The organism is Streptomyces halobius (assembly GCF_023277745.1).
Lineage (GTDB): Bacteria > Actinomycetota > Actinomycetes > Streptomycetales > Streptomycetaceae > Streptomyces > Streptomyces halobius.
On sequence record NZ_CP086322.1, the window covers coordinates 7,898,938 to 7,921,512 of the forward strand.

Here is a 22,575-nt window from a genome sequence, read left to right on the forward strand (position 1 = left end):
AACCACACCAATCCATCCGAGCGTTCCCGACGGGTCTTCCCGGCAGGGTGTGTTGTTGTAGCTCGGAATTCCGGCCGCGCCAAATCTGGGCTGCGGGGGAGATTTTTGCTACGTGGCCCCCGTCAGGGGACTTCGACTGCAGCATTGACGAGGTCTCGTGGGCCGGCCGCCACGTGCCAGCTCACAGCCAGAGCGGGCTGAAACCTCGCGACTGACTCGCGCGTTGCTCCCTGAGGAGTGAGGCGATGAAGTACTTCGAGGCCGAGTCGGTGAGTTGAGATTCCAGGAGCTCTGATTCGCCTCCGACTGCGCTACTGGTGGGTCGGTGGTCCTGAATGCGTGGATTTGACCTCACAGCGTGATTCCGGCTCCCCGAGGGCTGGCCCCTGTCGGCGCGGAGGTCAGTGGATGGCCCAGCTCTTTGTACGGTCGCCGCGTTTCAGGGTGTCCAGTCGGAAGGTGAGCTGGGCAGCCGCCTCCGGGTCGCCCACGTCGGCGCGGCGGATGAAGGAGCCGAGCGTGTGGAGGTCCCGTAGCTCGGTGAGGACGGAGAGCCCTGGCCAGTCAGTGAGGTCGTAGCCGTATGCGTCGGAGAAGGCGCGCAGCTGGGCCGTGGTGCGACCGAAGCGGACGCCCTGGAAGGTGTTGGCCAGGTCGGTCTCCCGGGGGCCGATCGCCGCTTCGTCCCAGTCGCCGAGCCTGGCGACGGTACCGTCCCAGAGCGTGTTGCCTGGGTAGGCGTCACCGTGGACCAATCCCTGGCCGAGGGGGAAGTCGAGCCGCGCGTAGGTGTCCAGGAGTTCGTCGGAGCGGGCCAGTATCCACTCGCGATCGCTGGGCGCAAGGACGGTGCTGAACTCGACGACAGGGCGCAGAGTCAGATGGGGGCGATAGGCGGGCAGGTCGATAGGGGGCTCAGGGAGCCGATGCAGCAGGTTGAGCAGGCGGCCAAGATGTTCCGGGCCAGGGGGCGTACCGTCGGGCTGCGGGTAGTGCCGCCACAGGGTGATCACGTATCCGTGGACGTCCAAGGGCTGCGATACGTCGAGCGACTCGGTGACCTCAAGCCCCTGGCCGGCCAGCCAGCGGGTGAGGCCGATGGCTCGTTGAAGCGAGGCACGCTGCTCGACCCGGCTGACTCGGACAACGGCGTCGGCATGGGGCAGGAAATAGACGAAGGTGGCATGGGTACGCAGGGGTGAGATGCCGCGTGCCGAAAGCCCCCAGACCTTGCAGGCTCGTTGAGCGGCGCCTTGGGGCGTAAGAGATGTCGTGGTCATCGCTCCGACCGTAGCGCGCCCGTGCCGTCGATGACTTGGTAGCCGTGAATGAGGTCCGCCAGCTGCCCGATGGTCCGGTTGCCCTTGAGGTCGGTTCGGCGCACGAGACTGCTGAGCCGATCCATGGCGCTGCCGAGCTGGCGGATGCGCATCTGCGGGGGCAGGTCCAGTACATGCTGGAGGGCGGTTGTCGCCCCGGCGGGGTCCCCCTGGAGGATGCCCGTGGTGATCAGATCGATATGAGCCAGAGCCTCATCCCCGTACGAGCGTTCTTCTCTCGGTCCGCTGCGATAGGCCGCAATGGCCTCGGTGGAGTGCTGGTGGGCTTCCTCGTACTTCCCGAGGAGCGTGTAAGTGCCGCCGAGGTAGTAATCCTGCTTCGCGAGGGGAAAGGTCAGCAGGCCGCCGAACTGCTCGACCTCGTCATGGAGCGGGGTCTCTTCCCTGGCCTGCCGCATCCGGTCGATCGCGGCCAGTGACAGTTCGCGATCGCCGATTCGGGCTGCCGCACGAGCTTCGATCGCGGCGATACGGATACGGGCCTCGCCGGCCGGAGCGAGCTCGGCAGCGTGCTCCGTCAGCTTCAGCGCCATCCGATTCTGCGGCGACCACTCGGTGATCAGCGCGGCCGTGCCAGTAGTCCACGCCCGCAGCCCCGTGTGATCCGCCTGCTCGGCGCACGCGCGCGCGGTCCGGATCTGCGCCATCGCGGATGCCTGTTCGCCGAGGTTCTGCGAGGCGTGCGCGAGCAGCAGACACGCCGTCCCCGCGAGCATGAACAGCTCGCGGCTCTGCTGGGGGCGCTGGCGGCCTTGCAGGCGCTCGAAGAGATCATCCCGTACTGCAACGAGCTCGGTGAACAGCGGGAGCAGAGGTGCGTGGACGTAGTCGGTGGCGATGCGGGCGAGAGTGAATCCGAACTGCTCAAGCTCGTCTGCGCTGACGTTGCTGGACGACATGAACTCAGCGAATGCGCTGGACGATTGTGCCGCCCCGGTGGCGAGCGAGCGCAAGTGATCGGCTTCTTCACGGTCGGGCTCCGGTGCCTCGCGCACAGGCGCACTGCCGGGAGCGAGCGGACGGAGTTCGACGGGCACATCCAGAGCGTTCAGGAATGCCTGGGTCTTGTCGAGGCGGGTGAGACGCCGGGCTCCGGATTCGAGCTGGGAGAGGTAGCCCTGGCTGAGGCCGGTGAGGCGAGCGAGGTCGTCTTGCCGCAACCTGGCGAGTTGCCGTAGGAGACGGCTCACCTGCCCGAAGTCCAGTACCCGGAGGGCTTCTTGGATCCCAGGATTCGACCAGACCCGAGTTGGGATGGAGGGCAGCTCGGGCGTTGTCGAAGATGGGACGCCTCGTGCGCACGCCCCACACAGTTCCCGTTCGTCTGGGTTGTAGCGGCTGAGGCGACACCCGCACTTCAGGCAACGACGCTCACCGCTCACTGCCCCTCCCGACCTCGGTCGACTGACGTGGACGCTGATGTTCATGCTGGCATTGCAGTTGCCATATTGCAGCCAACTTCCTTTATCACTCCGGTGATATGCGGTCTCCCATGCGCGGTGGCAGCGTGAGCCGCAAGCCGTTGCCGAGACGAATTGTCCTCGGCGTGGCAGGGACCTTGGGAGGTATGTCCATGACGGCGAACCACCAGATCGCGTTCCGCAATCTCCGCAGGGAGTCGTCGGTTGCTGAGGCCCGGCACCGTGTTGGCGTGGATCCGCATAACGCGACCATGTGTCAGCAGTATCCCTTCGCCCAGGCCCGAGGCTTCGCAGATCGAGCTGCCGCTCCGCTGCCGGTGCTGATGGAGACGGCCCGATGAACTCGCTAGAGATCTTCGGCTGGCATGGCGGCTGCCGCGGAGCCCTTGATGGACCCTGGCGGGTGGCCTACGGGGCCGGCATGAATAACGCCGCCCTGGCCATGGAAGCCGTCATCGAGCACGCCGAGCTGCAATCGAGGATTTCACTGTCCTCCGACGACCTGGCCCCCCGTCGGGCCCGAGCATTCACCCGGACGAAGCTCGCCGAGTGGGGCCTGGACGCTCTCGCCGATCGTGTACTGCTGATCGTCAGCGAACTCGTCACGAACGCACGTCGCCACGGCAGGACCAAACCCGAGGGCCTGTTGGAGGAGATAACCCTGACGATCTCCTTCCACAGCGGAGTCGTTGGGATCGAGCTGGACGACAACTCCGGCCAGCTCCCCGTACCGCGCAAGGGGCCGGTCGGTGCACTTGATGGCCGGGGCCTGCGCCTCGTAGCCGCTGAGGCGGATTCCTGGATCTCGCACCTCAAACCGGACGGCACCGGTAAGCGGGTCCTTGCCTTCCTGCGCTGGCCATCGACGCCGCCGGCCGTCTGACCGTAGCCAGCTCTCACCACTCCACGCGTCCGATCAGATCCTGGAGCTGTTTGTCATGCCCGTACACTCACCGCCTGCTCTGCTGTCCCTCCTGACACCGAGGGAAACCGAGGTCCTGGGCCTTGTCGTCGATGGCCCGAGGAACAGTGAGATCGAGCGTGTTCCGCGGGATCTCCTCCGGGTACTCGACACGCCGCGCGAGTCGGAGCCCTTCGTCGCAGGGAGCCTGCTGTGAGCGTCTCGAAGAGGAGTGCCCTCGGCCTCGTCCGGACTTCAGTGGGGGAGCAGACCGTCTGGGCGCTCGTCGGGGAAGCCTCCCTGCGGCACATAACGGCTGCCCGCATCACCACGCTGGAGCTTGAGGCTCTACCTGTTGACCGAGCAGAGGCGAGCCGGCACGTCGCCGAGGTCATGTCTGCCCTGGAGGCGTACAGCTCACGACGCGCCGAGACGCCGGGTGGTGCCTCGTGGCTATACGTGCAGCACGTTCCCGTACGGCGCCTGATCACACAGCTGGTGCGGAAGCTCCTGGCACTGAGCGCCTGGAGTGAGTTCGCCGAGGCCCCGGGCCCGGTGACGCTTGCCCCATACGAGGGGTTGCTCGGGCTGCGGGACAGCAGTTCACGCGAGTACCGCGCCTACACCGTCACCTGGTCAGGTGTCGCGTACATCCTCGGTGCGCGGGCGCCGCATACCACGGTGAACGTCCAGCACGGTGCGTGGATGCCCGAGTCGGTAGCCTGGCCTGCCCTCCACAGCCGTCACATCGTTGTGATGGGCGACCGCGATGTCGCTCCGGCGAGGGCATGGGTTCGCCACCCCAAGGCGGAGATCCACGTTCTGGGGCAGCCGCGCTTCGATGCGCTAGCTGGCCTCGGACGCGAAGCACAGCGTCGCTATCTCCAGAAGCTGCTCGGCGCTGGCAACGAGCGGGGTCCGGAGCGGATCGCGGTATGGGCCTGCCAGCCGTTCGGCCCCGATCGCCTGCGGGCTCAGGCGGACATCATCCTCGAAGGAGTGTGGAAGACCCAGAGCAGCTGGGGCCTGGTCGTTGCCCCGCACCCGGCCCAAGGGAACCACGCCTTCGACCACTTACTGCGGCGAGACGTAAGGCCGCTGGTGGCCGTGGCCGACCCGCGCGTTGGAGCGCGCGGCTGCCTGGCAGGGGCGGACGCGGTGGTGAGTGTGTCCTCGACGTGCGGCATCGAAGCCGTACTCCTCGACGTGCCCGTCGTCGAACTGGATCGCCCCGGTGACCGCACGCTCGGTCTTGCCGAGCACGCCATCGCGCATCGCTGCCGTACGGCTGCCGACGTTACGGAGGCGCTCGACCTCGTGAGCCGGGGGAGTGCCCGAGTGCCGGCAGAAGCGTGCGATGCGGTGTGCCGCTGGCGAGGCCACAGCGCTGGCGACATCGCCCAGCTCATCATCCGCCAGGCCGAAGTCGGCATCTCGCACGCCGACCCAACCGACCACGATGCCCGCGGCGCCACGTTCGGCCTGCTCCGGGGTGAGGGAGCCACCATCCGATGACAAACCTGACCGCCGACAGCGTCGCCGAACTCTTCACCATGGCCGTCACGTTGGCCAAGAGCGGGGAGAAGGTCAGCCCGCGCGGGATGGCTACTCGCGAGGTCCTCGATCTCAACATGCGCCTGACTCAGCCCCGGGCACGGCTCCTGTACGCGCCGCCCGCCCGCATCTTGAACCCCGCCTTCGCGGTGGCCGAGACCGTCTGGCACCTTTCCGGCTCCGACGCCCCATGGATCTTCGACTACAACGCGCGGCTGCGGCAGTACACCGACGACGGGATCCTGCGCGGCGCCTATGGGCCCAGGATGCGGAACTGGGGCGGGGAGGTCGACCAGCTCCACCGTGTCGTCGAGATCCTCAAGGATGACCCCGACTCCCGGAGAGCGACCATCCAGCTCTACGACCCGGCTCGCGACGCCGCGGGCCACAAAGACGTCCCCTGCACACTCGGCTTCCGCTTCCACGTACGCGGCGGACGTCTGCACATGTCGACCACGATGCGCGGCCAGGACGTGTGGATCGGCATGCCGTACGACGTGTTCTTCTTCACCACGCTCCACGAGCTGGTCGCCGGATGGCTGGACATCGGCCTGGGCGACTACCACCACCATGTCGACTCTCTGCACATCTACGAGCGCGACATCGACAAGGCTGATGCGCTGACCGACGTGGCGGCGAGTCCGGTGATGCCTGAACTGTCCACGCCATGGGAGGGGTTCGAGACGCTCCTCGATCAGGTTGAAGCCCGTGATGAAACGGGGCACCCGGGCTGGGATGCCATGGCGGAGGTAATACGCAGCTACCAGTTGTGGAAGGGCGGCCAGCGCGAGCAGGCGTGGCGTATCGCCGACGCCATCGATGGTCCGCTCGGAGAAGCCCTGACCGCCTGGTACACCGAGCTGACCCGCCGCATCAGCAGCACGCCGGCATCAGCAGCGGGGACGAGGTGACGGCCGCCATGGACCACGTTCCGTCCGTTGTCCTGGGCGTGTGCTCCTTCACCCACGATTCCGCCGCTGCGCTCCTCATTGACGGCGAGCTGGTGGGCTTCGTCGAGGAGGAACGCCTGTCCCAGCGGAAACACACGCGTGAGTACCCCCGCCACGCCATCGGATGGCTGCTGGACGAGGCTGGCATCACGCCAGGTGACGTCGATGCCGTCGCGTACAACTTCCAGCCCATCCGCTACCTCGCCGAGACCCCCGCCGCCTTGCGGATGACTTCGTCGGGGATGACCCGCTCACGTGCCTTGCCGCGTGCGGCGGGGTTCGCCAAGGTCGCCATGCGCACTCGGCGTCGCCTGCAGGTCCTTGCTTGGTACTTCCCCGGTGCCCAGGTCACCCCGGTACTGCACCACCGCGCGCATCAGCTTGCGGCGTTCACAGCATCGGGCTGGGACGAGTCGGCAGTTCTCGTCGTCGACAGTCTCGGTGAGCGGCAGACCACCACCATCGCCCACGCCCACCAGGGCGTTCGTCCGCGGGTGCGCATGCTGGACGCGCTGATGGACCCGGCTTCGCTGGGCTATGTGTACGGGGCGGTCACTGAGTACCTCGGCTGGCGGCGCGGCGACGAAGAGGGCACCGTCATGGCTCTCGCGGCGCTTGGCGACCCCGCCCGGTTCCGGGACCTCTTCAGCCGTGCAGTCCGCACAACAGCCACCGGCTTCGCCGTGGATCCGGCGTACTTCCTGCCCCGCGTGCTTGCCTCCGGCTATCCGCGCATTGCGCCTCGGTTCGTCGATGAGACCTGCCCGCCCCGGCACCCGGGCGAGCCGGTTCAGGAGATCCACCAGGACCTGGCCGCCGCCCTCCAAGAGCGCACCGAGCAGATCATGGTGCACCTCGCGCGGCGAGCCCGCGTAGTGAGTGGCTCGCGCCGGCTGTGCGTGGGTGGCGGTGTGGCCACCAACTGCGTCAGCATTGGACGGATCGTCGAGTCCGGCGTCTTCGACGAGGTCTTCGTCCCACCGGCCCCCGGCGACGCCGGCACGGCGATCGGCGCAGCGGTCGCCGTGCACACCGACAGCGGCAGTCGACGGCCCCTCACCGGGATCGCTCGTACCTGCTACCTCGGCCCGTCCTTTCCGGAGCCGGTGCTGCACCTCACCCCGTGGCCCGGACTGAAGCAGAAGATCCTCGGCGCGGACGCCGCGGAGTTTCTCGCGGACCAGTTGGCCCACGGGATGATCGTGGGGCTCTTCCAGGGCCGCGTCGAGGCCGGCCCCCGTGCCCTCGGGAACCGTTCGATTCTCGCTTCGCCCCTCGAAGCCGGGGTGGTCGAGCGGCTGAACGCCACGGTGAAGTTCCGCGAGCCCTTCCGCCCGTTCGCACCCATGGTCGCCGCCGCCTGTGCCGGTGAGTTCTTCACCCTCGGTCAGGACGCGCCGTACATGTCCATGGCCTCCCAGGTGACCAACGCCGCCCGCGAGCGCCTCCCCGCGATCGTCCACGCCAACGGCACCGCCCGCCTCCAGACCGTCACCGCGACACAGAACCCGTTCATGCACGAGGTCCTGGAGGCGTTCGCTCGCCGTACGGGAGTCCCGGTCCTGATCAACACCTCCCTCAACGTCAAGGGAAAACCCATCTGCGGCACCCCGGAGATGGCGTTGGACTGCTTCGCGAACTCCGGGCTGGACGCCCTGCTGCTCGAAGGGCGGTGGATCACCAAGTGAAGATCGGATACAGCTTCTGGGGCTTCCTCGGAAACGGGGTCACCGACACCCCAGACGGAGGCCGCAGCCACCGCCGGCCGCTAATCGACGCGCTTCTCAGGCGTGGTCACGACATCGTGTTTCTGCAGGCTGACCGCGATCGGCTCGAATCGGGCGACGCTCTCGGCGGCGTGTACACCTTCGACGCCGGCATCCCGGACATCGACGCGTTGTTCCTCGAATGGCGCTGGCCCATCGAGGGGCGCAACACCACCGCCTGCGGCACCGGAGGCCACACCTGTGATCTCCACCGTCAGGCGGAGCTGCTCCAGCACTACACCGTTCGACGCCGTACCCCCACCGTGATCTGGGACAAAGACCGGCAACTGCGCGAGGACAGCATCTGGCGGCGGATCCGGAACGTCGAGGTGTGCGAGGCCGCCCTCATGCCCACCCCCGGTGCCCACCGCCTGCTCTTCCCGGTTGACGATGCGCTCCTGGACGGCGCCGACCCCCTAGCCCTGGCCAGCGAGGACCGGAAGACGCCGCTCGGTTACGTCGGCAACCAGTACGACCGCGACGACGAGTTCGACCGCTTCTTCGCTCCAGCCGCCGCCCGCTTCGAGCACCGGGTGGGTGGCAAGTGGACCAGTACCGAGCGCTGGCCACACGTCACCTTCCTCGGCCGAATCCCATTCAACGCCGTCTCCCGGCTCTACCGCAGCACACTGGCCACGGTCCTGCTCCTGCCCGAGCGGTACGCCGCGGCCGGACAGATGACGCAGCGGATCTTCGAAGCCGTCCTCGCCGGATGCCTGCCGCTGGCGCCGGTCGGCATCCGGCACGTCGAGCGAATCGTCCCCGAGGACTTGGTGGTCAAGACGGGCGGCCAAGTGATCCGGCGGATCGATGACCTCCAGAAGACCGCGGGCAGCCGGCAGCACGCCGAACTGATCTCGGAGTGCATCGGTCGGCTGGAGCTGTTCCGGCTCAGCCACCAGGTCAAGGCGCTGGAGTCCGTGCTGAAGATGGCCACCGCCGCCGCGCTGTCAAGGCAGGGGGCCGCGTGATGAACCGCCTCGCTCGGGCCGGCAGGCCCAGATCATCCGTATGTGTTCCGGCGGCCGGGCCGTCCGGGCACCCGAGCACCTCTAGGCTGGAGCACCATGAAGAAGGTCGCCATCGTCGGCTGCGGAGGCAGCGGCAAGTCGGATCTTGCCCGCAAGCTGGCCAAGATCCTGGATGCTCCGGTGACGCATCTGGATGCCGCGTTCTACGACGACGAGTGGAACGCCCTGCCCATGGAGAAATTTGCCGAGATGCAGCGCGGCCTGGTCGCGCAGCCGACGTGGATCATCGACGGCAACTACAACTCCACGCTGCAGGTCCGGCTCGAAGCCTGCGACACCGTGGTGCTGATGGACGTCTCGACACCGGCGGCACTGTGGGGGATCGTCTCCCGGCAGATCAGGCACGGCGCCGGGCACAAGGGCAACGGGGTGCACAACCGCATCACCTGGGGCGTGATCAAGTACGTGGCGACGTACCGGCGCAAGATGCGACCGCGGGTCATGGCCAAGACCGAGGAGTTCGCCGCCGGGCACGCCGAAGTGGTGCTCCTCACCAGCCGCCGGCACACGCGACGCTGGCTGCAGCAGGTCGCCGCACAGCACACCTGAGCACTCCGCGCCCCGAGCGGGGGTGCGGCTCGTGATCACCAACCCCTTTCTCGACCCCGACCGCCAGGGCGAGCTGTACGGCAATGCCACCCGGCTGGCCAGCCGCTCCAGCGCCCTGATGCGGGCCAAGACCGCAGGTCGTTTCGTTCCAGAGGTCATCGTCCAGCTGGCCCAGGCGCACCGAGCCGGGGCCGATCGCCGTCTCGGTCTGGTAGCGGACATCGGATGCGGTCGGGGCACCAGCAGCCGCGTCCTGGCCAAGCAGCTGAAGCCGCAGCAGCTCGTGGGTATCGACGCTTCTCCTGCCCTCCTGGCCGCTGCCCGCAGTCGTGCCGGCCACTACCCCGGAACCCAAGTGGCGTTCCTTCAAGGGGACTTCCACCAGCTTCCCCTGCCCGATGATTCGTGTGAGCTGGCCGTTGCAGCGTTCTGCCTGTACCACTCACTCGACCCCGGGCGGGCCATTGTGGAAATCGCCCGCTCCCTGGCCCCTGGCGGGCTCGCCGTGCTGGTCACCAAGGCGCTCGACAGTTACAGAGAGATGGATGCCCTGGTCGCCGGGCCCCTTGACCCGCGCGCCGAGCGGCACGAGAGCCTCTACGCCACCGCGCACGGAGGCAACCTCGCCGACATGGCGCAGTGGGCCATGGACTTGGTGGCGGTCGAGCGCGAGGAGCACCGCTTCGAGTTCTCCGGCCTTGACCACGCCGCCGAGTACCTCGCCACCAACCCCAAGTACGACCTCGCACCCGGCCTGTACGGCAACCCCGGCGCCCTGGCCGCCGCGCTGCACGAGTGGCACCCGGACAAGCCGATCACCACCACCTCGGTCATCACCTATCTCGTGGCCCGGCCGCATGGAGGTCGGACGTGAAGCTCTTCCACTTCAGCAAGCACTACGAGACCCCCGCGAAGGCAGCCGCCGCAGCCTGCCACTACGGATGGCTCGCTACCCATGCGAAGCCGCTGCGGCAGCCGGGGCTAACGGTAGTCGGGCCGACCAGCCTGACCTTCGAGCACATCGACGGTCGTCATGCGCAGAAGGAGGACCTGCTGCCGCTTGCGGCCCTCCTGGGCGATGCGCACGGTGCTGCCTGGGCAACTGACCTGCACCGAGCACAGCTGGACATGCCGCACGAACTCGGGAACGGCAGCCTCCTCGCGGATTTCCGCTCCTGCCGGGAAGTAGCCCTGCGCAGCCGGCTGGAGCAGGGTTTTCTCCCCGACACAGGCGCCCTGCACGCGATGCTGACGCTGCTGGAGCGCTCCACTGACGGGCCGGCCGCCTTCTACAAGGACAGCAACCCGCGGAACTTCCTGCTCACCCAGGACGGCACGATCTTCAGCGTCGACACCGACGACCTGACCCTCGCGCCCTTCGGATACGACCTGGCCAAGCTGATCACGACGCTGATCATGACGCACGGCCCGATCGACCCACCCGACATCGATGCAGCCCTGAACAGCTACAACCACGCCGCCGCCAGTCACGACGCCCAGCTAGGTGCGACGAGCCGAGAGTGCCTCGGCGACTTCCTCGCACTGCATGCCGTACTGACCGCGCCGTACGCCGGGCGCAACGGTTACCGCTACGGCTGGCTGCATCAGCACCAACCAACCCAAGGCTCCTCATGATCACCACAGAACTCGTCTTCGTCCGCCACGGCGAGGCCCGGTGCAACGCTGACGGCCGCGTCGGCGGTCCCGCAACCTGCACAGGGCTCACCCACCTCGGATACCTCCAGGTCGAGAGGGCTGCAGCCCTCCTGGCCACCGAGCACCGAGCCCAGCCCTTCACCGCGCTCTACGCCGGCCCCCGACTGCGCCTCCAGCAGAGCGGACAGATCCTCGGGCACGCCCTCGGCCTGGAGCCCCTCGTAGAACCCGGCCTCGATGGACCCGTTCACGGCGAGGCTGACGGCAAGCCCTGGCACTACGTGAAGACCGCAGCCAACGGCGGACCACATGCCCACCCAGACCAACCGTGGGCCGCCGGATCCGACACCTGGAACGGCTACCTCCAGCGAGCCGAAGCGTTCCTCCACGACCTCATCAACCGCCACGAAGGCGACCGCGTATTGTTCGCCGCCCACGGCGAGACGATCCTCGCCGCACACGCCCTCCTACTCGGACTCGGGTCGATGACGGAAGCCGGCTTCACGGTCTCCCACGCCTCCGTCACCCGCTGGCAGCACCACCGAAACCGGCTCGGCCAGCGCCGCTGGATGCTCGACCGGCACAACGACACCGCCCACCTCGCCGCATTACCAACGGGAGCGACGCCGTGAGCAGCACGGCTGACGCCGACCCGCGCATCGAACTCGCGCGCCAAACGGTCGGATCTGTCAGCATCGTCGCCGACCCGACGCTTCCGCCCCACCTCCTGCAGCTCGTCGACACCCGGGGCAACACCTACTTCGCAAAGCAGCACGCAAGCCAGGCCCGCTACGTTCAAGAGACGCACGCATATCTGTCCTGGAGGGTCCATCTCCAGGACCGCGCCCCCGAGTTAGTCGACCGCCAGGACTCGACGCACATCCTCCTGCTCACCGCGGTGCCCGGTCGGAGCGGTGACGCACTGCTCCCTGGTTCGGACGACGAGGAGAAGGCGCACCACGACGCCGGAGTTGCCCTTCGCGCTCTTCATCACGCGACGAACCGGCGTAGCACCGGAGCCGTAGGAAGCGCGCTCGCAGATCGTCTCCGCAGCTGGGTTGCCAGGGCCGACAGCACGGACCTCCTTTCGGGCGCCGAGCGGAAGCTCCTCCTGCAGATCGCGGACGAGCTGGCCGGCACCTGCATGGACAGCGCCGTCTGCCACCTCGACTACCAACCCAGGAACTGGCGCGTCGGAGACGGCTTCTGGACCCTCGACTTCGAGCACATGCGACGCGACGCCCGCATCCGGGACTTCTCCCGCCTTGAGTTCCGCCACTGGCAGCAGGCCCCTCGACTGCGCGAGGCGTTCTTCACCGGATACGGCAGTCCTCCCTCGGACACCGAACGACGGCTACTGGAGCGCTTCGGCGCCATCGAAGCCATCACCGCACTCGTCCGCGGTCACGACAAGGGCGACGCCGTCCTGAGCGCCCACGGCCGCACCGTCCTGTCCCAACTGAACTGATCACTGGCCACCCCACCTATGGAGAGTTCCGTGTCAGACAGCCCCTCCTCCGCGACCGCATCGAGCCCTCGGCGCGCGCTGGTGACCGGCGCGGCCGGCTTCATCGGATCCCACCTCGCCCACGCTCTGCTCCAGACAGGAACCACCGTCATCGGCGTCGATCGCCGCGACCCCGCAAGAGACCAGACGGCCGCCGCCAACATGGCCCCATTGCGCGGCCTCCCGGGCTACATGCACATCACCGCCGACCTCCTCACCTGCGCGATCGATCCGCTCCTCATCGACGCAGACGTGATCTTTCACCTGGCCGGCATTCCCGGCGTACGGCCCTCGTGGGGACCGCAATTCGGCGAGTACGTCAACTCCAACATCCTCGCCACCCAGCGGCTCATGGACGCCGCCACCCGCATGCGGGTCCCGCGGCTCGTCGTGGCCTCCTCCTCCAGCGTCTACGGCCCCACCAACGGCGGCCCCAGCGTCGAAGGCGATCACCCCCGCCCGGCCTCCCCGTACGCGGTCACCAAGCTCGCCGAGGAACAGCTCTGCCTCGCCCACGCCTCCCGAGCCGACTACCCCACCAGCGTCATCGCCCTGCGCTACTTCACGGTCTACGGCCCCCGCCAGCGCCCCGACATGTTCACCCACCGCGCCCTCCATGCCGCCATGACCGGGCAGCCGCTGCGGCTGTACGGAGACGGTCACCAGCGTCGCGACTTCACGTACATCGACGATGCCGTCGCCGCGACCATCTCCGCTGCGGGCGCCCCCATCTACACAGGCATCGTCAATGTCGGCGGCGGAGCCAACGCCTCCCTGATCGACGTCATCAACATCGCCAACAACCTCGTCGGCCGAGAAATCCAGATCCACGCCGACAACGCCCGCAACGGAGACGTACAGACCACCCGCGCCGACCCCCGCCGCGCCCAGGCCGTACTCGGCTGGCAGCCCACGGTCGACCTGCCCACCGGCATGCGCGCACAGATGCGAGCCCTGACCCAGCCCTCGTACCGGACTGCCGCCTGACCACTGCGCGACGACAGAGGAGTTGCCGTGGAGAGCCCAGAGAAAGCCCGGCTGGACGCCTTCTTCCGACGAATCACCGAGCGCTTCCCCGCTGCCGGTCAGGCCACCTCGTTGATCATTACGCACCTGCTCCCCGAACGCCCGGCGTTCCTGCGCGCGATGGCCCGCACGACCACGGTCGCCGCCGTTCTTCCCAAACCCAAGTCCGTGACCGAGGAGGCCCTGGCAGAGGTCCGCCGCTCATACGTGGTCCACGCCCTCACCCGTGAACTGTTCGCCGATCCGACCAGCGCCCTGAAGTACCTCGAAGACACCGCGCCCTGTCGTGACGTTGTCGTCCTCGACATCGGCGGCTACTACGCCCCCAGCCTCGACACCATGGTCGACAAATTCTCCGGCCGCATCCTGGGAGTCGTCGAGGACACCGAAAACGGTCACCAGCGATACGAAGCGCTCGGCCAACTGCCCTGCCCCGTGTTCTCCGTGGCCCGCTCACCGCTCAAGGACTGCGAGGACCACCTCGTCGGGCGGTCCATCGTCTTCTCCACGGAAGCCCTCGTCCGCACCCGAGGCGACATCCTTGCCAGCCGCGATGCCTGCGTCATCGGATTCGGCAAAGTCGGCCGCAGCGTCGCCCAGACCCTGCGAGCCCACGACCTGCGCGTAGTCGTCTACGACAACGATCCCGTCAAGCAGGTGCAAGCCCACGCCCAGGGCTTCCGTACCACCGCCTCCTGCACGGAAGCGATCCACGAGGCCGGACTCGTGCTGTGCGCCACCGGCAACCTGGCCCTGCGGCAGAGCGACTTCGCAGCCCTGCACAATGGCGCGTACCTCGCTTCGGTCACCTCCTCCGAGGACGAACTCGAACTCGATGCGCTCGACGACCTCTACCGGCGTACCCCAGTCGGGGATCAGCTGACTCGCTACGACGTGACCGGCCACTACTTCTACGTGCTCGCCAACGGCAACGCCGTCAACTTCCTGCACGGTGCGGCTGTCGGCACATACATCCACCTTGTCCAGGCCGAGATACTCGCCGCCACATCCGCCCTCAGCCGGGGCACGCACGCCCCGATCCTCCACGAGATGTCCGCAGACGCCCGCCAGGCCATCGCCAGAGCCTGGCTCGACCACTTCGCCGGGTGATCCACATGCCCCCGTCCCGCAGCCATATCCACAACACGACTGAGGCGTACCTCGGGCGTCACCCCGAGGAGCGGGAAGCGCTCGTGCCTCTCCTGAACGCCCTGACGCGCCCGGAGGGCCCGACCAGCCGTGAGACCTACCCCGGCCACGTCACCTGCAGCGCCATCGTGATCGACGGGCACGACCAGGTGCTGCACATCCACCACAAGATCCTCGACAAGGACCTCGCGCCCGGTGGGCACACCGAGCCTGCCGACACGGCTCTTCCCAACGTCGCCCTGCGCGAACTCCAAGAGGAAGCCGGCATTCCGCCCAAGGTCGTGGTGCCGCTCTTGGGATACGAAGGCATTCCGCTCGATATCGACGTACACGACATCGCTGCCAACACCGACAAGGGCGAACCGGCGCACCAGCACTACGACTTCCGCTTCGCTTTCCGGCTCCTCGGCAAGCAGAAGATCCACCTCCACGCCGAGGAAATCACGAACTACCGATGGCCGGCGGGCAGGTCGACGCCCTCGCCGAGGACCTGGGCGTTGGTCAGGATGCCGCGGCTGGCGGCGATGAAGCGGTCCTGGATCTGGTGGCGTTGGTCTGCCAAATCCCGTGCCGATCACCAGAATCCGAAAAGATCACTAAACCTGCAGCACAACCCCTACCGCCAACCGAGCACCATGAAAGCCCCATCCCACAACCGCACTTCACCACAGCCACAGAGTCCGGGAATGACCACTACACCCCCAGACCACAGCTCCACATACCCAGTGATCACCTCCGGATTTGGCACTGTCCCCGTCAGATCCGCCAGCCCGCCCGGACACACGGCGTTGATGACGCGGCGGATCGTTGCGGTGCTCGGCGCGAGGCGCACGTTCAGCGAGGCCACCAACCGGGCACCGAGCCGGGCGCGGGTCTGCTGCGGGGCATGGGCGGCCCACTGTCCGATCGCCGCGAACGAGCGGGCGCCCGCCACCACCGCAGAGGCGGCGACCAGCAGCACGGCCGGGAACGGATGACGTCTGCTCGCCGGTGACGCGGGTGGAAGCATCACGATCACAGCGAGCGACGGACGCTTACTGGGAAAGGCTCAGTGGAAGGACGTGGTGGCGCGGACGGTTCCGCACGGCCTCGCCCCGCTCAGCGGCTCCGCCCCGCACACCGGGGTGGCGGGCTACACGCTGGGCGGCGGAATCGGCCTGCTGGGCCGCGAGTTCGGCTACGCGGCGGACCGGGTACGCTCGCTCGACGTCGTCACCGCCGACGGCGCCCTGCGTCACGTGACCGGCACGAGCGACCCCGACCTGTACTGGGCGCTGCTGGGCGGCCGGGACAACTTCGGCATCGTCACCGCCCTTGAGATGGAACTGCTGCCCGTCGCCCGGCTCTACGGCGGCGGGATCTACTACGACGCGGACGACGCCGAGGCCCTCTTCGGCTTCTTCCGCGAGTGGACAGCGAGCGCGCCGGAGTCGGTCACCGCCTCGATCGGCATGATCGAATACCCGCCGATCCCGGTCTTCCCCGAGGCGCTGCGCGGTCGGCACGTGGTGCACGTCCGCTTCGCCAGCACCGACCTGGCGGGCGGTTCCGAACTGACCCGTCCCTGGCTGGAGGTGGCGACGCCGGTCCTTGAGCACCTCGGCGAGATCGGCTACGACGAGGTCGGCTCCATCTACCGCGAGCCCGACTTCGCCCACTCCTACTTCGGCAACAACGTGCTGCTCGACGAGCTGACCCCGGCCGCGCTCGACGCCGTGCGCGAACTGGCGGGCAAGACCGCGCCGGTGGGCTGCATCGTCGACCTGCGGCACCTCGGCGGGGCCATGGCGCGCCCGCCGCGTACGCCGAACGCCGTGCCGTTTCGTGAGGCGCAGTACATCCTGCGCATCCTCTCCGGGCTCGATGGCAACGAGGAGGAGTCACGGATCAGGTGTACGACAAGGCCACCCTGCGGCGCCTTGCCGAGCTGAAGCGGACCTACGACCCGGGCAACCTCTTCCGCCGCAACCAGAACATCCGGCCACTGGTGTAACCGGCCCTGCCCTGCGACCGGCCGGTGCTCGGCCGCGGCGACCGTGCGGCGGCCGAGCACCGGCGCGTGCGGCGGGGCGAGGGGCCCTGGCAGGCTCCGGCCCGTCGGCCCGGTGTCAGCCGCCGGCCGGGGAGGCGAGAGCGACGCTGTTGCCGTCCGGGTCGGCCACCCGCGCCACCCGTTCCCCCCAGGGCATGTCCACCGGCTCGCCAAGCACGGGCACGCCCGCGTTGCGCAGCCGCTCCAGGGCCTGGTCGACGTCCTCGACGAAGACGAACATCTCGTACGGCCCGCCCGGCTCCCGTGGCTCCGTGGCGGCGGAGACGGCGAGCTCCGCGCCGTCCCGGTGGAGGCCGACGAAGGCGGGCTCGCCCGTGGGCGGGTGCTGGACGAGACGGGTGAAGCCGAGCCGTTCGTAGAAGGCCGCGGTCCGCGCCACGTGGTGCGCGGACAGGAGCGGAAAGGCCCGCAGCGGCCGTGGCGCCGCCGTGCCCCCGGACGCCCCCTCCGGCTCCGCGGCGGCCGTACGGGTGCTCATTAGAGGACCATCCCTTCTGCAGCCCTCACGGGTAGGGTTGTGACCTCTCGGTCCCGGTGGGGTACGGCCAGTGTCGCGAGCTGCTCGACGGCCATCATGAGTTCCGCCGGCCCTGCCGGGCCCGAGGCCGTCTGACCGGCTTCAGGGACACGCCCCTTCGAGGGCCGATTAATGAGCTCCCGGCAGACGTCCTCACTACCGAGCAGGTGCTCCGCGCACGACACAGGAGTACTTCTTTCGTGTTCATCGGATGGGACTGGGCGACCGAGACCCATGACGTGACGGTCATGGACGCCTCCGGCAAGCGCGTCGACCGGTGGGAACTGGCCCACACCGAGGAGGGGTTCGCCAAGACCCTTGCCCGGCTGCGCCGGCACGGCACCCCGGCGGATCTGCCGGTGGCGATCGAGACCACCCGCGGCCTGGCCGTGGACCGGCTGCTGGCCGCCGGGCACCCGGTGGTGCCGGTGCGCCCCAACGCCTTCCACGCGATGCGGCCGCGCTGGGGTGCCTCCAAGGCCAAGACCGATGCGGGCGACAGCATGAAGCTCGCCGACTCCCTGCGCACTGACGGCCACCTGCTGCCCCGCCCGGAGCCCACCGAGCAGGCCACCCTCGCTCTCCAGGCCCTCACCCGGACCCGCGCCGACCATGTCGAAGCGCGCGTCGCCGCCGTCAACCAGCTCGCCGCGCTGCTGGACGAGCACTGGCCCGGCGGCAAGGCCGTCTTCGCCAGTCTCGACAGCGACATCGCGCTTGCCTTCCTGGAGCGGTACCCCACCCCGGCCTCCGCGGCCAAGCTCACCGCCACACGCCTCAAAGCCTGGTGCAAGCGCCGCCACTACTCCGGCAAGAAGCCCGGTAGCGTCCTGATCGAGCGTCTGCGCGCCGCACCGAAGGCGGCCTCCCGCCTCGGTGAAGCCGTCGTCGAACAGCTCGTCCGCGTCCAGGTCCAGCTCGTGCAGGGCATACGCGCCACCATCCGCGCGCTGGACAAGGCCATCACCACAGCCACCGAGACGCACCCCTACGCGCCGCTGTCCGCCACCATGCCCCGCACCGGCAAGGTCAGCTGGGCCACAAAGATCTACAACGACGCCCGGGCCCGCAAGAAGCGCCCCCACGCCACCCGCATCCTGGCCCGCGCCTGGCTCCGCGTGATGCGGGCCTGCTGGCGCGACGGGGCCTGCTACGACCCGGTCATCCACCAGGCCAACGGCAAGATCAACACGACTGCCGACACGCCTCTGGCGGCATAGAGGTTGACCCAGGAAACTCATGCCGGGACCCGGTCCGCGTAGACCTTCCACACCGGCAGCCGGGTGCGGCCCTTCTCGTCCAGCTCGGGGCGCTTGCCGGTGCGCTCGAAGAACTCCTTGACCGGTCCCGCGACCCCGGCGTACACGGAGAGCGCCAGCTGGGTGACGGACCAGCCCGCCTCGCCAAGCACCCCGCGCACCTCCTCCTCCGACACTGACAGCGGCGCTGGCATGCCGCCGGGCACGTCGGCGAAGCACAGCATGCTCAGCCGGGCACCCGGGCGGGTGGCGCGGTGCAGGGCGGCGGCGTAGCGGGCGCGTTCGGGAGCGCCCAGGGTGTGGAAGAGGGCGCTGTCGAGGACGGAGTCGAAGCGGCCCTCGTAGCCGTCGAGCCGGGTGGCGTCGGCGACGGCGAAGGTGATGTCGAGGCCACGGGCCCGTATTTCGGCCTGGGCGATGGCCGCGGAGGCGGCGTCGACGGCGGTGACGTGGTGGCCGCGCCCCGCGAGGTGCACGGCGTTGTCCCCCGGTCCGCAGCCGATGTCGAGGACCTCGCCGCTGAAGCGTCCCTCCCGTTCCATGGCGACGACATCGGGCTGCGGCTCCCCGATGTCCCAGGGCACACCCTTGATGTGGGCGCCGGGCAGCAGGTCGCCGCCGGTGTAGACGGCGTTGAAGTCGGCGGTGGTGAAGTCGTAGCGCTGTTCGGTGGTACTCACGCGGATCTCCTCGAGTCGGTGCGGTGCGCTGGAACACCGGATTCCGGCGCTGTCCGGCGCCCCCATGCAGCCAGGTGCATTCCCAGGAGTATTGCCATGGCCCGTACGCCGGGGGGAAGGACGTAAGGAGCCGGTCGGCGAAAGCGGTGGGTGTCAAGAGCCCGGGACTGCTGTCCGACCGCGGAAATTCCGCGGTCGGACAGCAGGAAGATTTCTCCGGAAACCCCTTCAAGCTGCGGCTTCGCATCCCCGGACAGCGTCCTTCGGAATCCCTTCCGGTCCGCCGTGGACAATCCAGAAGGAAGTCGTGGTGAATGAATTCCGGCGCCGGGCGAGGTGATCCCGCCGGGCCGGGAAATTTCGCACTGGCCGATGGCGAAAGGAGAGCAACAGTGTCCGGCAGGGTCTGGTTCATCACCGGGACGTCCCGCGGGTTCGGCAGGATCTGGGCGCGGGCCGCGCTTGCGCGGGGCGACCGCGTCGCCGCCACCGCCCGGGACGTCGCGAGCCTGGCGGACCTCGTCACCGAGTTCGGCGACGCGGTGCTGCCGGTGCGACTCGACGTCGCCGACAAGCATCAGGTGACCAAGGCGGTCGCCACAGCACGGGAGGCGTTCGGCCGCATCGACGTGGTCGTGAACAACGCGGGCTACGGGCTGTTCGGGCCGGTCGAGGACGTCACCGAGGAGCAGGCCAGGGCCCAGCTGGACACGAACTTCTTCGGCACGCTCTGGGTCACGCAGGCGGTGCTGCCCGTCCTGCGGGAGCAGGGCAGCGGCCACCTGCTTCAGGTGTCGAGTATCGCCGGCATTGCCTCCTGGCCGATGCTGGGCCTCTACCACGCCTCCAAGTGGGCGGTCGAGGGCCTGACGGACGCCCTCGCGCAGGAGGTGGCGCCCTTCGGGATCCATGTGACGCTGCTGGAACCCGGCCCGTACCGCACCGATTGGCGCGGCAGTTCGGCCGTGTGGGCAAAGGCCGCACCGCCCTACGCCGAGCGCGCCCACGCCCCGTCGGCCCCCGGCGACCCGGAGGCCACCGCCGGCCCGCTGATGGAGCTGGTCGACGCCGAACGGCCCCCGCTGCGTGCCTTCCTCGGCGCCTCGGCCCTGGAGACCGCCCGCGCCGTGTACGAGGACCGGCTGCACACCTGGGAGCTGTGGGACCCCGTTGCCAAGGCCGCCCAGGGCAACTGACCGCCGCAGACCGCCCGTGATCCGGGCGCAAGGCCCTGTCGAGAGGAACCCGCCATGCTGACCACCGACACGCTGCCCAGTGCAGCCACACCACCGCCCCCGCCGCGGTCCGCCGAGCAGTCCGCGCCCCCGGCCGCCCCGCTGCCGGAGGGCGAACTCCTCGCCCGGGCCGAGGCATTGGTCCCGACGCTCTGGGAGGACGCGGACGAGACCGACCGCGGGCGGCGGCTGACCGACCACGGCATCGACGCCATCACCGGACAGGGTCTGATGCGCCTGCTGACCCCGCCCCGGCTCGGCGGCCACGGCACCGGAGTCCGCACGCTCCTTGACGTGGCGACCACGCTCGGCCGCGGCTGCCCGAGCGCGGCCTGGGTCACGGGCGTGCTCAACGTGGGCAACTTCGTCGCCTCGCTCTTCCCCGAAGCCGCCCAGGACGACGTGTGGGGGGGACGATCCCGACGCCCGTACCGCCCAGGTCCTTGGGATGCCCGCGAAGGGCGTCGAGCCCTGCGCGGACGGCGTCGTCGTCACCGGCCAGTGGGCCTACATGTCCGGCTCGCTGCACGCCGAATGGGTCGGAGTGCTGCTGGCCCGCGGGCCCGAGGACGGCGCGCCCGGGGTGCACTTCGCCCTGCTGCCGCGCCAGGAGCTGGGGCTGGAGGACACCTGGCACTTCGCCGGCATGCGCGGCACCGGCAGCAACACCGTCACCGCCGACCGGGTGTTCGTGCCCCGGCACCGGCTGCGGCCCTACCTGCCGGTGCTGAACGGCGAGCTGACGCCCGAGGACGCGGCCACCCCGTACCGGAACAGCCTCACCGGGATCTTCTCGCTCGGCCTCCTCGGCTCCCTCATCGGGGCTGCCGATGCGGCCCTGGAATACGTACGCGGGAAGGTGCCCACGCGCCCCGCGGCCGGCTCCACCTATCCCAGCCAGGCCGAATCCCCGACCACCCGGCTCCACCTGGCCGAGGCCGCCACCAAGATCGACTCGGCGAGGATGCACGCGCAGCGGCTCGCCGACACCGTCGATGCCTGCGCCTCACAGGGCCGCACCGCCGACACGCTCATCCGGGCCCGGGCCCGGATGGAGTCCACGCACGTGGCCGAGCTGTGCCGGGAAGCGGTCGACCTGCTGCTCACCACGTACGGCTCCTCCGCCTTCCACGAGGCGAATCCGCTGCAACGCATCTGGCGGGACGTTCACGTCGGCAGCCGGCACGCCGGATTCGGCATGGGCATCCCGCAGCAGGTGTACGGCCACGCGCTGGTCGGCAAGGACCCGCGCGAGATCAGCCTCCTGGTCTGAGCCGCGCCGCGCGCCCGGTGCGCACCCGCCCGCGCCCCGCGCACGAACCCGCATCACCGCCACGCACCTGCTCACGTTCGCAACCCACCGACAGCGGAAGGACACGCATGTCTGCCAGCCACGCCACCACCGCCCGCCCGGGCGATGTGCCCACCGACCCGGACGCACTGCGTGCGCACAACCGCGCCATCGTCGACCAGTACATGAACACGCGCGGGCAGGACCGGCTCCGCCGCCACCTGCTCTTCACCGAGGACGGCGTCGGCGGGCTGTGGACCACGGACACCTGCGAGCCGATCACCATCAACGGCCGGGACCGGCTCGGCGAGCACGCCGTCTGGTCGCTCAAGTGCTTTCCGGACTGGGCCTGGATCAACATCGAGATCTTCGACACCCAGGACCCGAACCGCTTCTGGGTCGAGTGCGACGGCGAGGGCACGATCCGCTTCGACGGCTATCCGGAAGGTCACTACCGCAACCACTTCCTCCATTCGTTCACCTTCGAGGGCGGAAAGATCAAGATCCAGCGCGAGTTCATGAACGTCTGCGCACAGTTCCGCGCCCTGGGCATCGAGGTTCCCGTCGTGAAACGGGCCGGCATTCCCACCTGACGCACCGCACCGACGGCGGGGCCCGGGCCCGCTTCCCCTCGCCGGGCCCGCCGCTGCCCACGGCCCCGCCCCCCGTCCTGCCCCCTGCACGGCGCTC

General features: G+C 68.9%; 23 protein-coding genes and 1 pseudogene. 19 read left to right on the forward strand and 5 right to left on the reverse strand.

The window, feature by feature from the left end:
- Nucleotides 1-401: 401 nt before the first annotated feature.
- Together K9S39_RS35835 and K9S39_RS35840 are read right to left on the reverse strand one after the other, a co-directional pair.
- On the reverse strand, nt 402-1,280 hold the full coding sequence (locus K9S39_RS35835; RefSeq protein WP_248867495.1) for a phosphotransferase enzyme family protein: 879 nt from the start codon (nt 1,278-1,280) through the stop codon (nt 402-404).
- Nucleotides 1,277-2,767 (reverse strand): helix-turn-helix domain-containing protein, encoded by a 1,491-nt coding sequence (locus K9S39_RS35840; protein ID WP_406708073.1) that lies wholly within the window; start codon nt 2,765-2,767, stop codon nt 1,277-1,279. The genes K9S39_RS35835 and K9S39_RS35840 overlap by 4 nt, the downstream gene beginning before the upstream one ends.
- A gap of 331 nt (nt 2,768-3,098) precedes the next feature.
- On the opposite strand from K9S39_RS35840, the gene K9S39_RS35845 reads away from it, so the two are divergent.
- The 13 genes and pseudogenes from K9S39_RS35845 to K9S39_RS35905 all read left to right on the forward strand — a co-directional run.
- Nucleotides 3,099-3,644 carry an ATP-binding protein gene (locus K9S39_RS35845; RefSeq protein ID WP_248867497.1) on the forward strand — a complete coding sequence of 182 codons (546 nt, stop codon included), beginning with the start codon at nt 3,099-3,101 and terminating at the stop codon, nt 3,642-3,644.
- Nucleotides 3,645-3,875: 231 nt separating this feature from the next.
- Nucleotides 3,876-5,177, forward strand: a complete 1,302-nt coding sequence (locus K9S39_RS35850; RefSeq protein ID WP_248867498.1) for a hypothetical protein — start codon at nt 3,876-3,878, stop codon at nt 5,175-5,177.
- Nucleotides 5,174-6,127 carry a thymidylate synthase gene (locus K9S39_RS35855; protein WP_248867499.1) on the forward strand — a complete coding sequence of 318 codons (954 nt, stop codon included), beginning with the start codon at nt 5,174-5,176 and terminating at the stop codon, nt 6,125-6,127. Before K9S39_RS35850 ends, K9S39_RS35855 begins: the two co-directional genes overlap by 4 nt.
- 8 nt (nt 6,128-6,135) lie before the next feature.
- The gene (locus K9S39_RS35860) at nt 6,136-7,854 is read left to right on the forward strand and encodes a carbamoyltransferase family protein (RefSeq protein WP_248867500.1); all 1,719 of its coding nucleotides are present in this window, start codon (nt 6,136-6,138) and stop codon (nt 7,852-7,854) included.
- A gap of 116 nt (nt 7,855-7,970) precedes the next feature.
- The gene (locus tag K9S39_RS35865) at nt 7,971-8,903 is read left to right on the forward strand and encodes a hypothetical protein (protein ID WP_248867501.1); all 933 of its coding nucleotides are present in this window, start codon (nt 7,971-7,973) and stop codon (nt 8,901-8,903) included.
- A gap of 96 nt (nt 8,904-8,999) precedes the next feature.
- Nucleotides 9,000-9,512, forward strand: coding sequence for a P-loop NTPase family protein (locus K9S39_RS35870; protein ID WP_248867502.1), 513 nt, complete (start codon nt 9,000-9,002; stop codon nt 9,510-9,512).
- Between the two features lie 31 nt (nt 9,513-9,543).
- Nucleotides 9,544-10,386, forward strand: coding sequence for a class I SAM-dependent methyltransferase (locus tag K9S39_RS35875; RefSeq protein ID WP_248867503.1), 843 nt, complete (start codon nt 9,544-9,546; stop codon nt 10,384-10,386).
- The gene (locus K9S39_RS35880; RefSeq protein WP_248867504.1) at nt 10,383-11,147 is read left to right on the forward strand and encodes a phosphotransferase; all 765 of its coding nucleotides are present in this window, start codon (nt 10,383-10,385) and stop codon (nt 11,145-11,147) included. Before K9S39_RS35875 ends, K9S39_RS35880 begins: the two co-directional genes overlap by 4 nt.
- A complete protein-coding gene (locus K9S39_RS35885) occupies nt 11,144-11,800 on the forward strand; it encodes a histidine phosphatase family protein (RefSeq protein ID WP_248867505.1) in 657 nt (218 codons plus the stop codon). The genes K9S39_RS35880 and K9S39_RS35885 overlap by 4 nt, the downstream gene beginning before the upstream one ends.
- Nucleotides 11,797-12,636 (forward strand): aminoglycoside phosphotransferase family protein, encoded by an 840-nt coding sequence (locus K9S39_RS35890; RefSeq protein WP_248867506.1) that lies wholly within the window; start codon nt 11,797-11,799, stop codon nt 12,634-12,636. Before K9S39_RS35885 ends, K9S39_RS35890 begins: the two co-directional genes overlap by 4 nt.
- Nucleotides 12,637-12,666: 30 nt before the next feature.
- Complete coding sequence (locus K9S39_RS35895) at nt 12,667-13,662, forward strand: NAD-dependent epimerase/dehydratase family protein (RefSeq protein WP_248867507.1); 996 nt, start codon at nt 12,667-12,669, stop codon at nt 13,660-13,662.
- A 27-nt stretch (nt 13,663-13,689) separates the two neighbouring features.
- Nucleotides 13,690-14,811, forward strand: a complete 1,122-nt coding sequence (locus K9S39_RS35900) for an adenosylhomocysteinase (RefSeq protein WP_248867508.1) — start codon at nt 13,690-13,692, stop codon at nt 14,809-14,811.
- Between the two features lie 5 nt (nt 14,812-14,816).
- Nucleotides 14,817-15,296 (forward strand): annotated as a pseudogene (locus K9S39_RS35905) (NUDIX hydrolase); the annotation flags it as partial.
- A 170-nt stretch (nt 15,297-15,466) separates the two neighbouring features.
- On the opposite strand, the gene K9S39_RS35910 reads toward K9S39_RS35905, so the two are convergent.
- Nucleotides 15,467-15,859, reverse strand: a complete 393-nt coding sequence (locus K9S39_RS35910; RefSeq protein ID WP_248869110.1) for a transposase family protein — start codon at nt 15,857-15,859, stop codon at nt 15,467-15,469.
- A gap of 52 nt (nt 15,860-15,911) precedes the next feature.
- Between K9S39_RS35910 and K9S39_RS35915 the strand changes: the two genes are divergently transcribed.
- Together K9S39_RS35915 and K9S39_RS43175 are read left to right on the forward strand one after the other, a co-directional pair.
- Nucleotides 15,912-16,781 carry an FAD-binding oxidoreductase gene (locus tag K9S39_RS35915; protein WP_454896039.1) on the forward strand — a complete coding sequence of 290 codons (870 nt, stop codon included), beginning with the start codon at nt 15,912-15,914 and terminating at the stop codon, nt 16,779-16,781.
- A complete protein-coding gene (locus K9S39_RS43175) occupies nt 16,742-16,843 on the forward strand; it encodes a BBE domain-containing protein (protein WP_351634878.1) in 102 nt (33 codons plus the stop codon). The genes K9S39_RS35915 and K9S39_RS43175 overlap by 40 nt, the downstream gene beginning before the upstream one ends.
- A 115-nt stretch (nt 16,844-16,958) precedes the next feature.
- Here K9S39_RS43175 and K9S39_RS35920 read toward each other — a convergent pair whose 3' ends face one another.
- Nucleotides 16,959-17,381, reverse strand: a complete 423-nt coding sequence (locus tag K9S39_RS35920) for a VOC family protein (RefSeq protein WP_248867510.1) — start codon at nt 17,379-17,381, stop codon at nt 16,959-16,961.
- 239 nt (nt 17,382-17,620) lie between these two features.
- On the opposite strand from K9S39_RS35920, the gene K9S39_RS35925 reads away from it, so the two are divergent.
- Nucleotides 17,621-18,640: an IS110 family transposase gene (locus K9S39_RS35925; protein ID WP_248867511.1), complete on the forward strand. Its 1,020-nt coding sequence runs from the start codon at nt 17,621-17,623 to the stop codon at nt 18,638-18,640.
- Nucleotides 18,641-18,657: 17 nt separating this feature from the next.
- Here K9S39_RS35925 and K9S39_RS35930 read toward each other — a convergent pair whose 3' ends face one another.
- Nucleotides 18,658-19,359 (reverse strand): class I SAM-dependent methyltransferase, encoded by a 702-nt coding sequence (locus tag K9S39_RS35930; protein WP_248867512.1) that lies wholly within the window; start codon nt 19,357-19,359, stop codon nt 18,658-18,660.
- 392 nt (nt 19,360-19,751) lie between these two features.
- On the opposite strand from K9S39_RS35930, the gene K9S39_RS35935 reads away from it, so the two are divergent.
- The 3 genes from K9S39_RS35935 (at nt 19,752) to K9S39_RS35945 (ending at nt 22,478) form a co-directional block, all read left to right on the forward strand.
- A complete protein-coding gene (locus K9S39_RS35935; RefSeq protein WP_248867513.1) occupies nt 19,752-20,555 on the forward strand; it encodes an SDR family NAD(P)-dependent oxidoreductase in 804 nt (267 codons plus the stop codon).
- A 487-nt stretch (nt 20,556-21,042) separates the two neighbouring features.
- Entirely contained in the window at nt 21,043-21,867 is an 825-nt protein-coding gene (locus K9S39_RS35940) for an acyl-CoA dehydrogenase family protein (RefSeq protein ID WP_248867514.1), read from the forward strand.
- A 107-nt stretch (nt 21,868-21,974) separates the two neighbouring features.
- On the forward strand, nt 21,975-22,478 hold the full coding sequence (locus tag K9S39_RS35945; RefSeq protein WP_248867515.1) for a PhzA/PhzB family protein: 504 nt from the start codon (nt 21,975-21,977) through the stop codon (nt 22,476-22,478).
- The last annotated feature ends 97 nt before the right edge of the window (nt 22,479-22,575 follow it).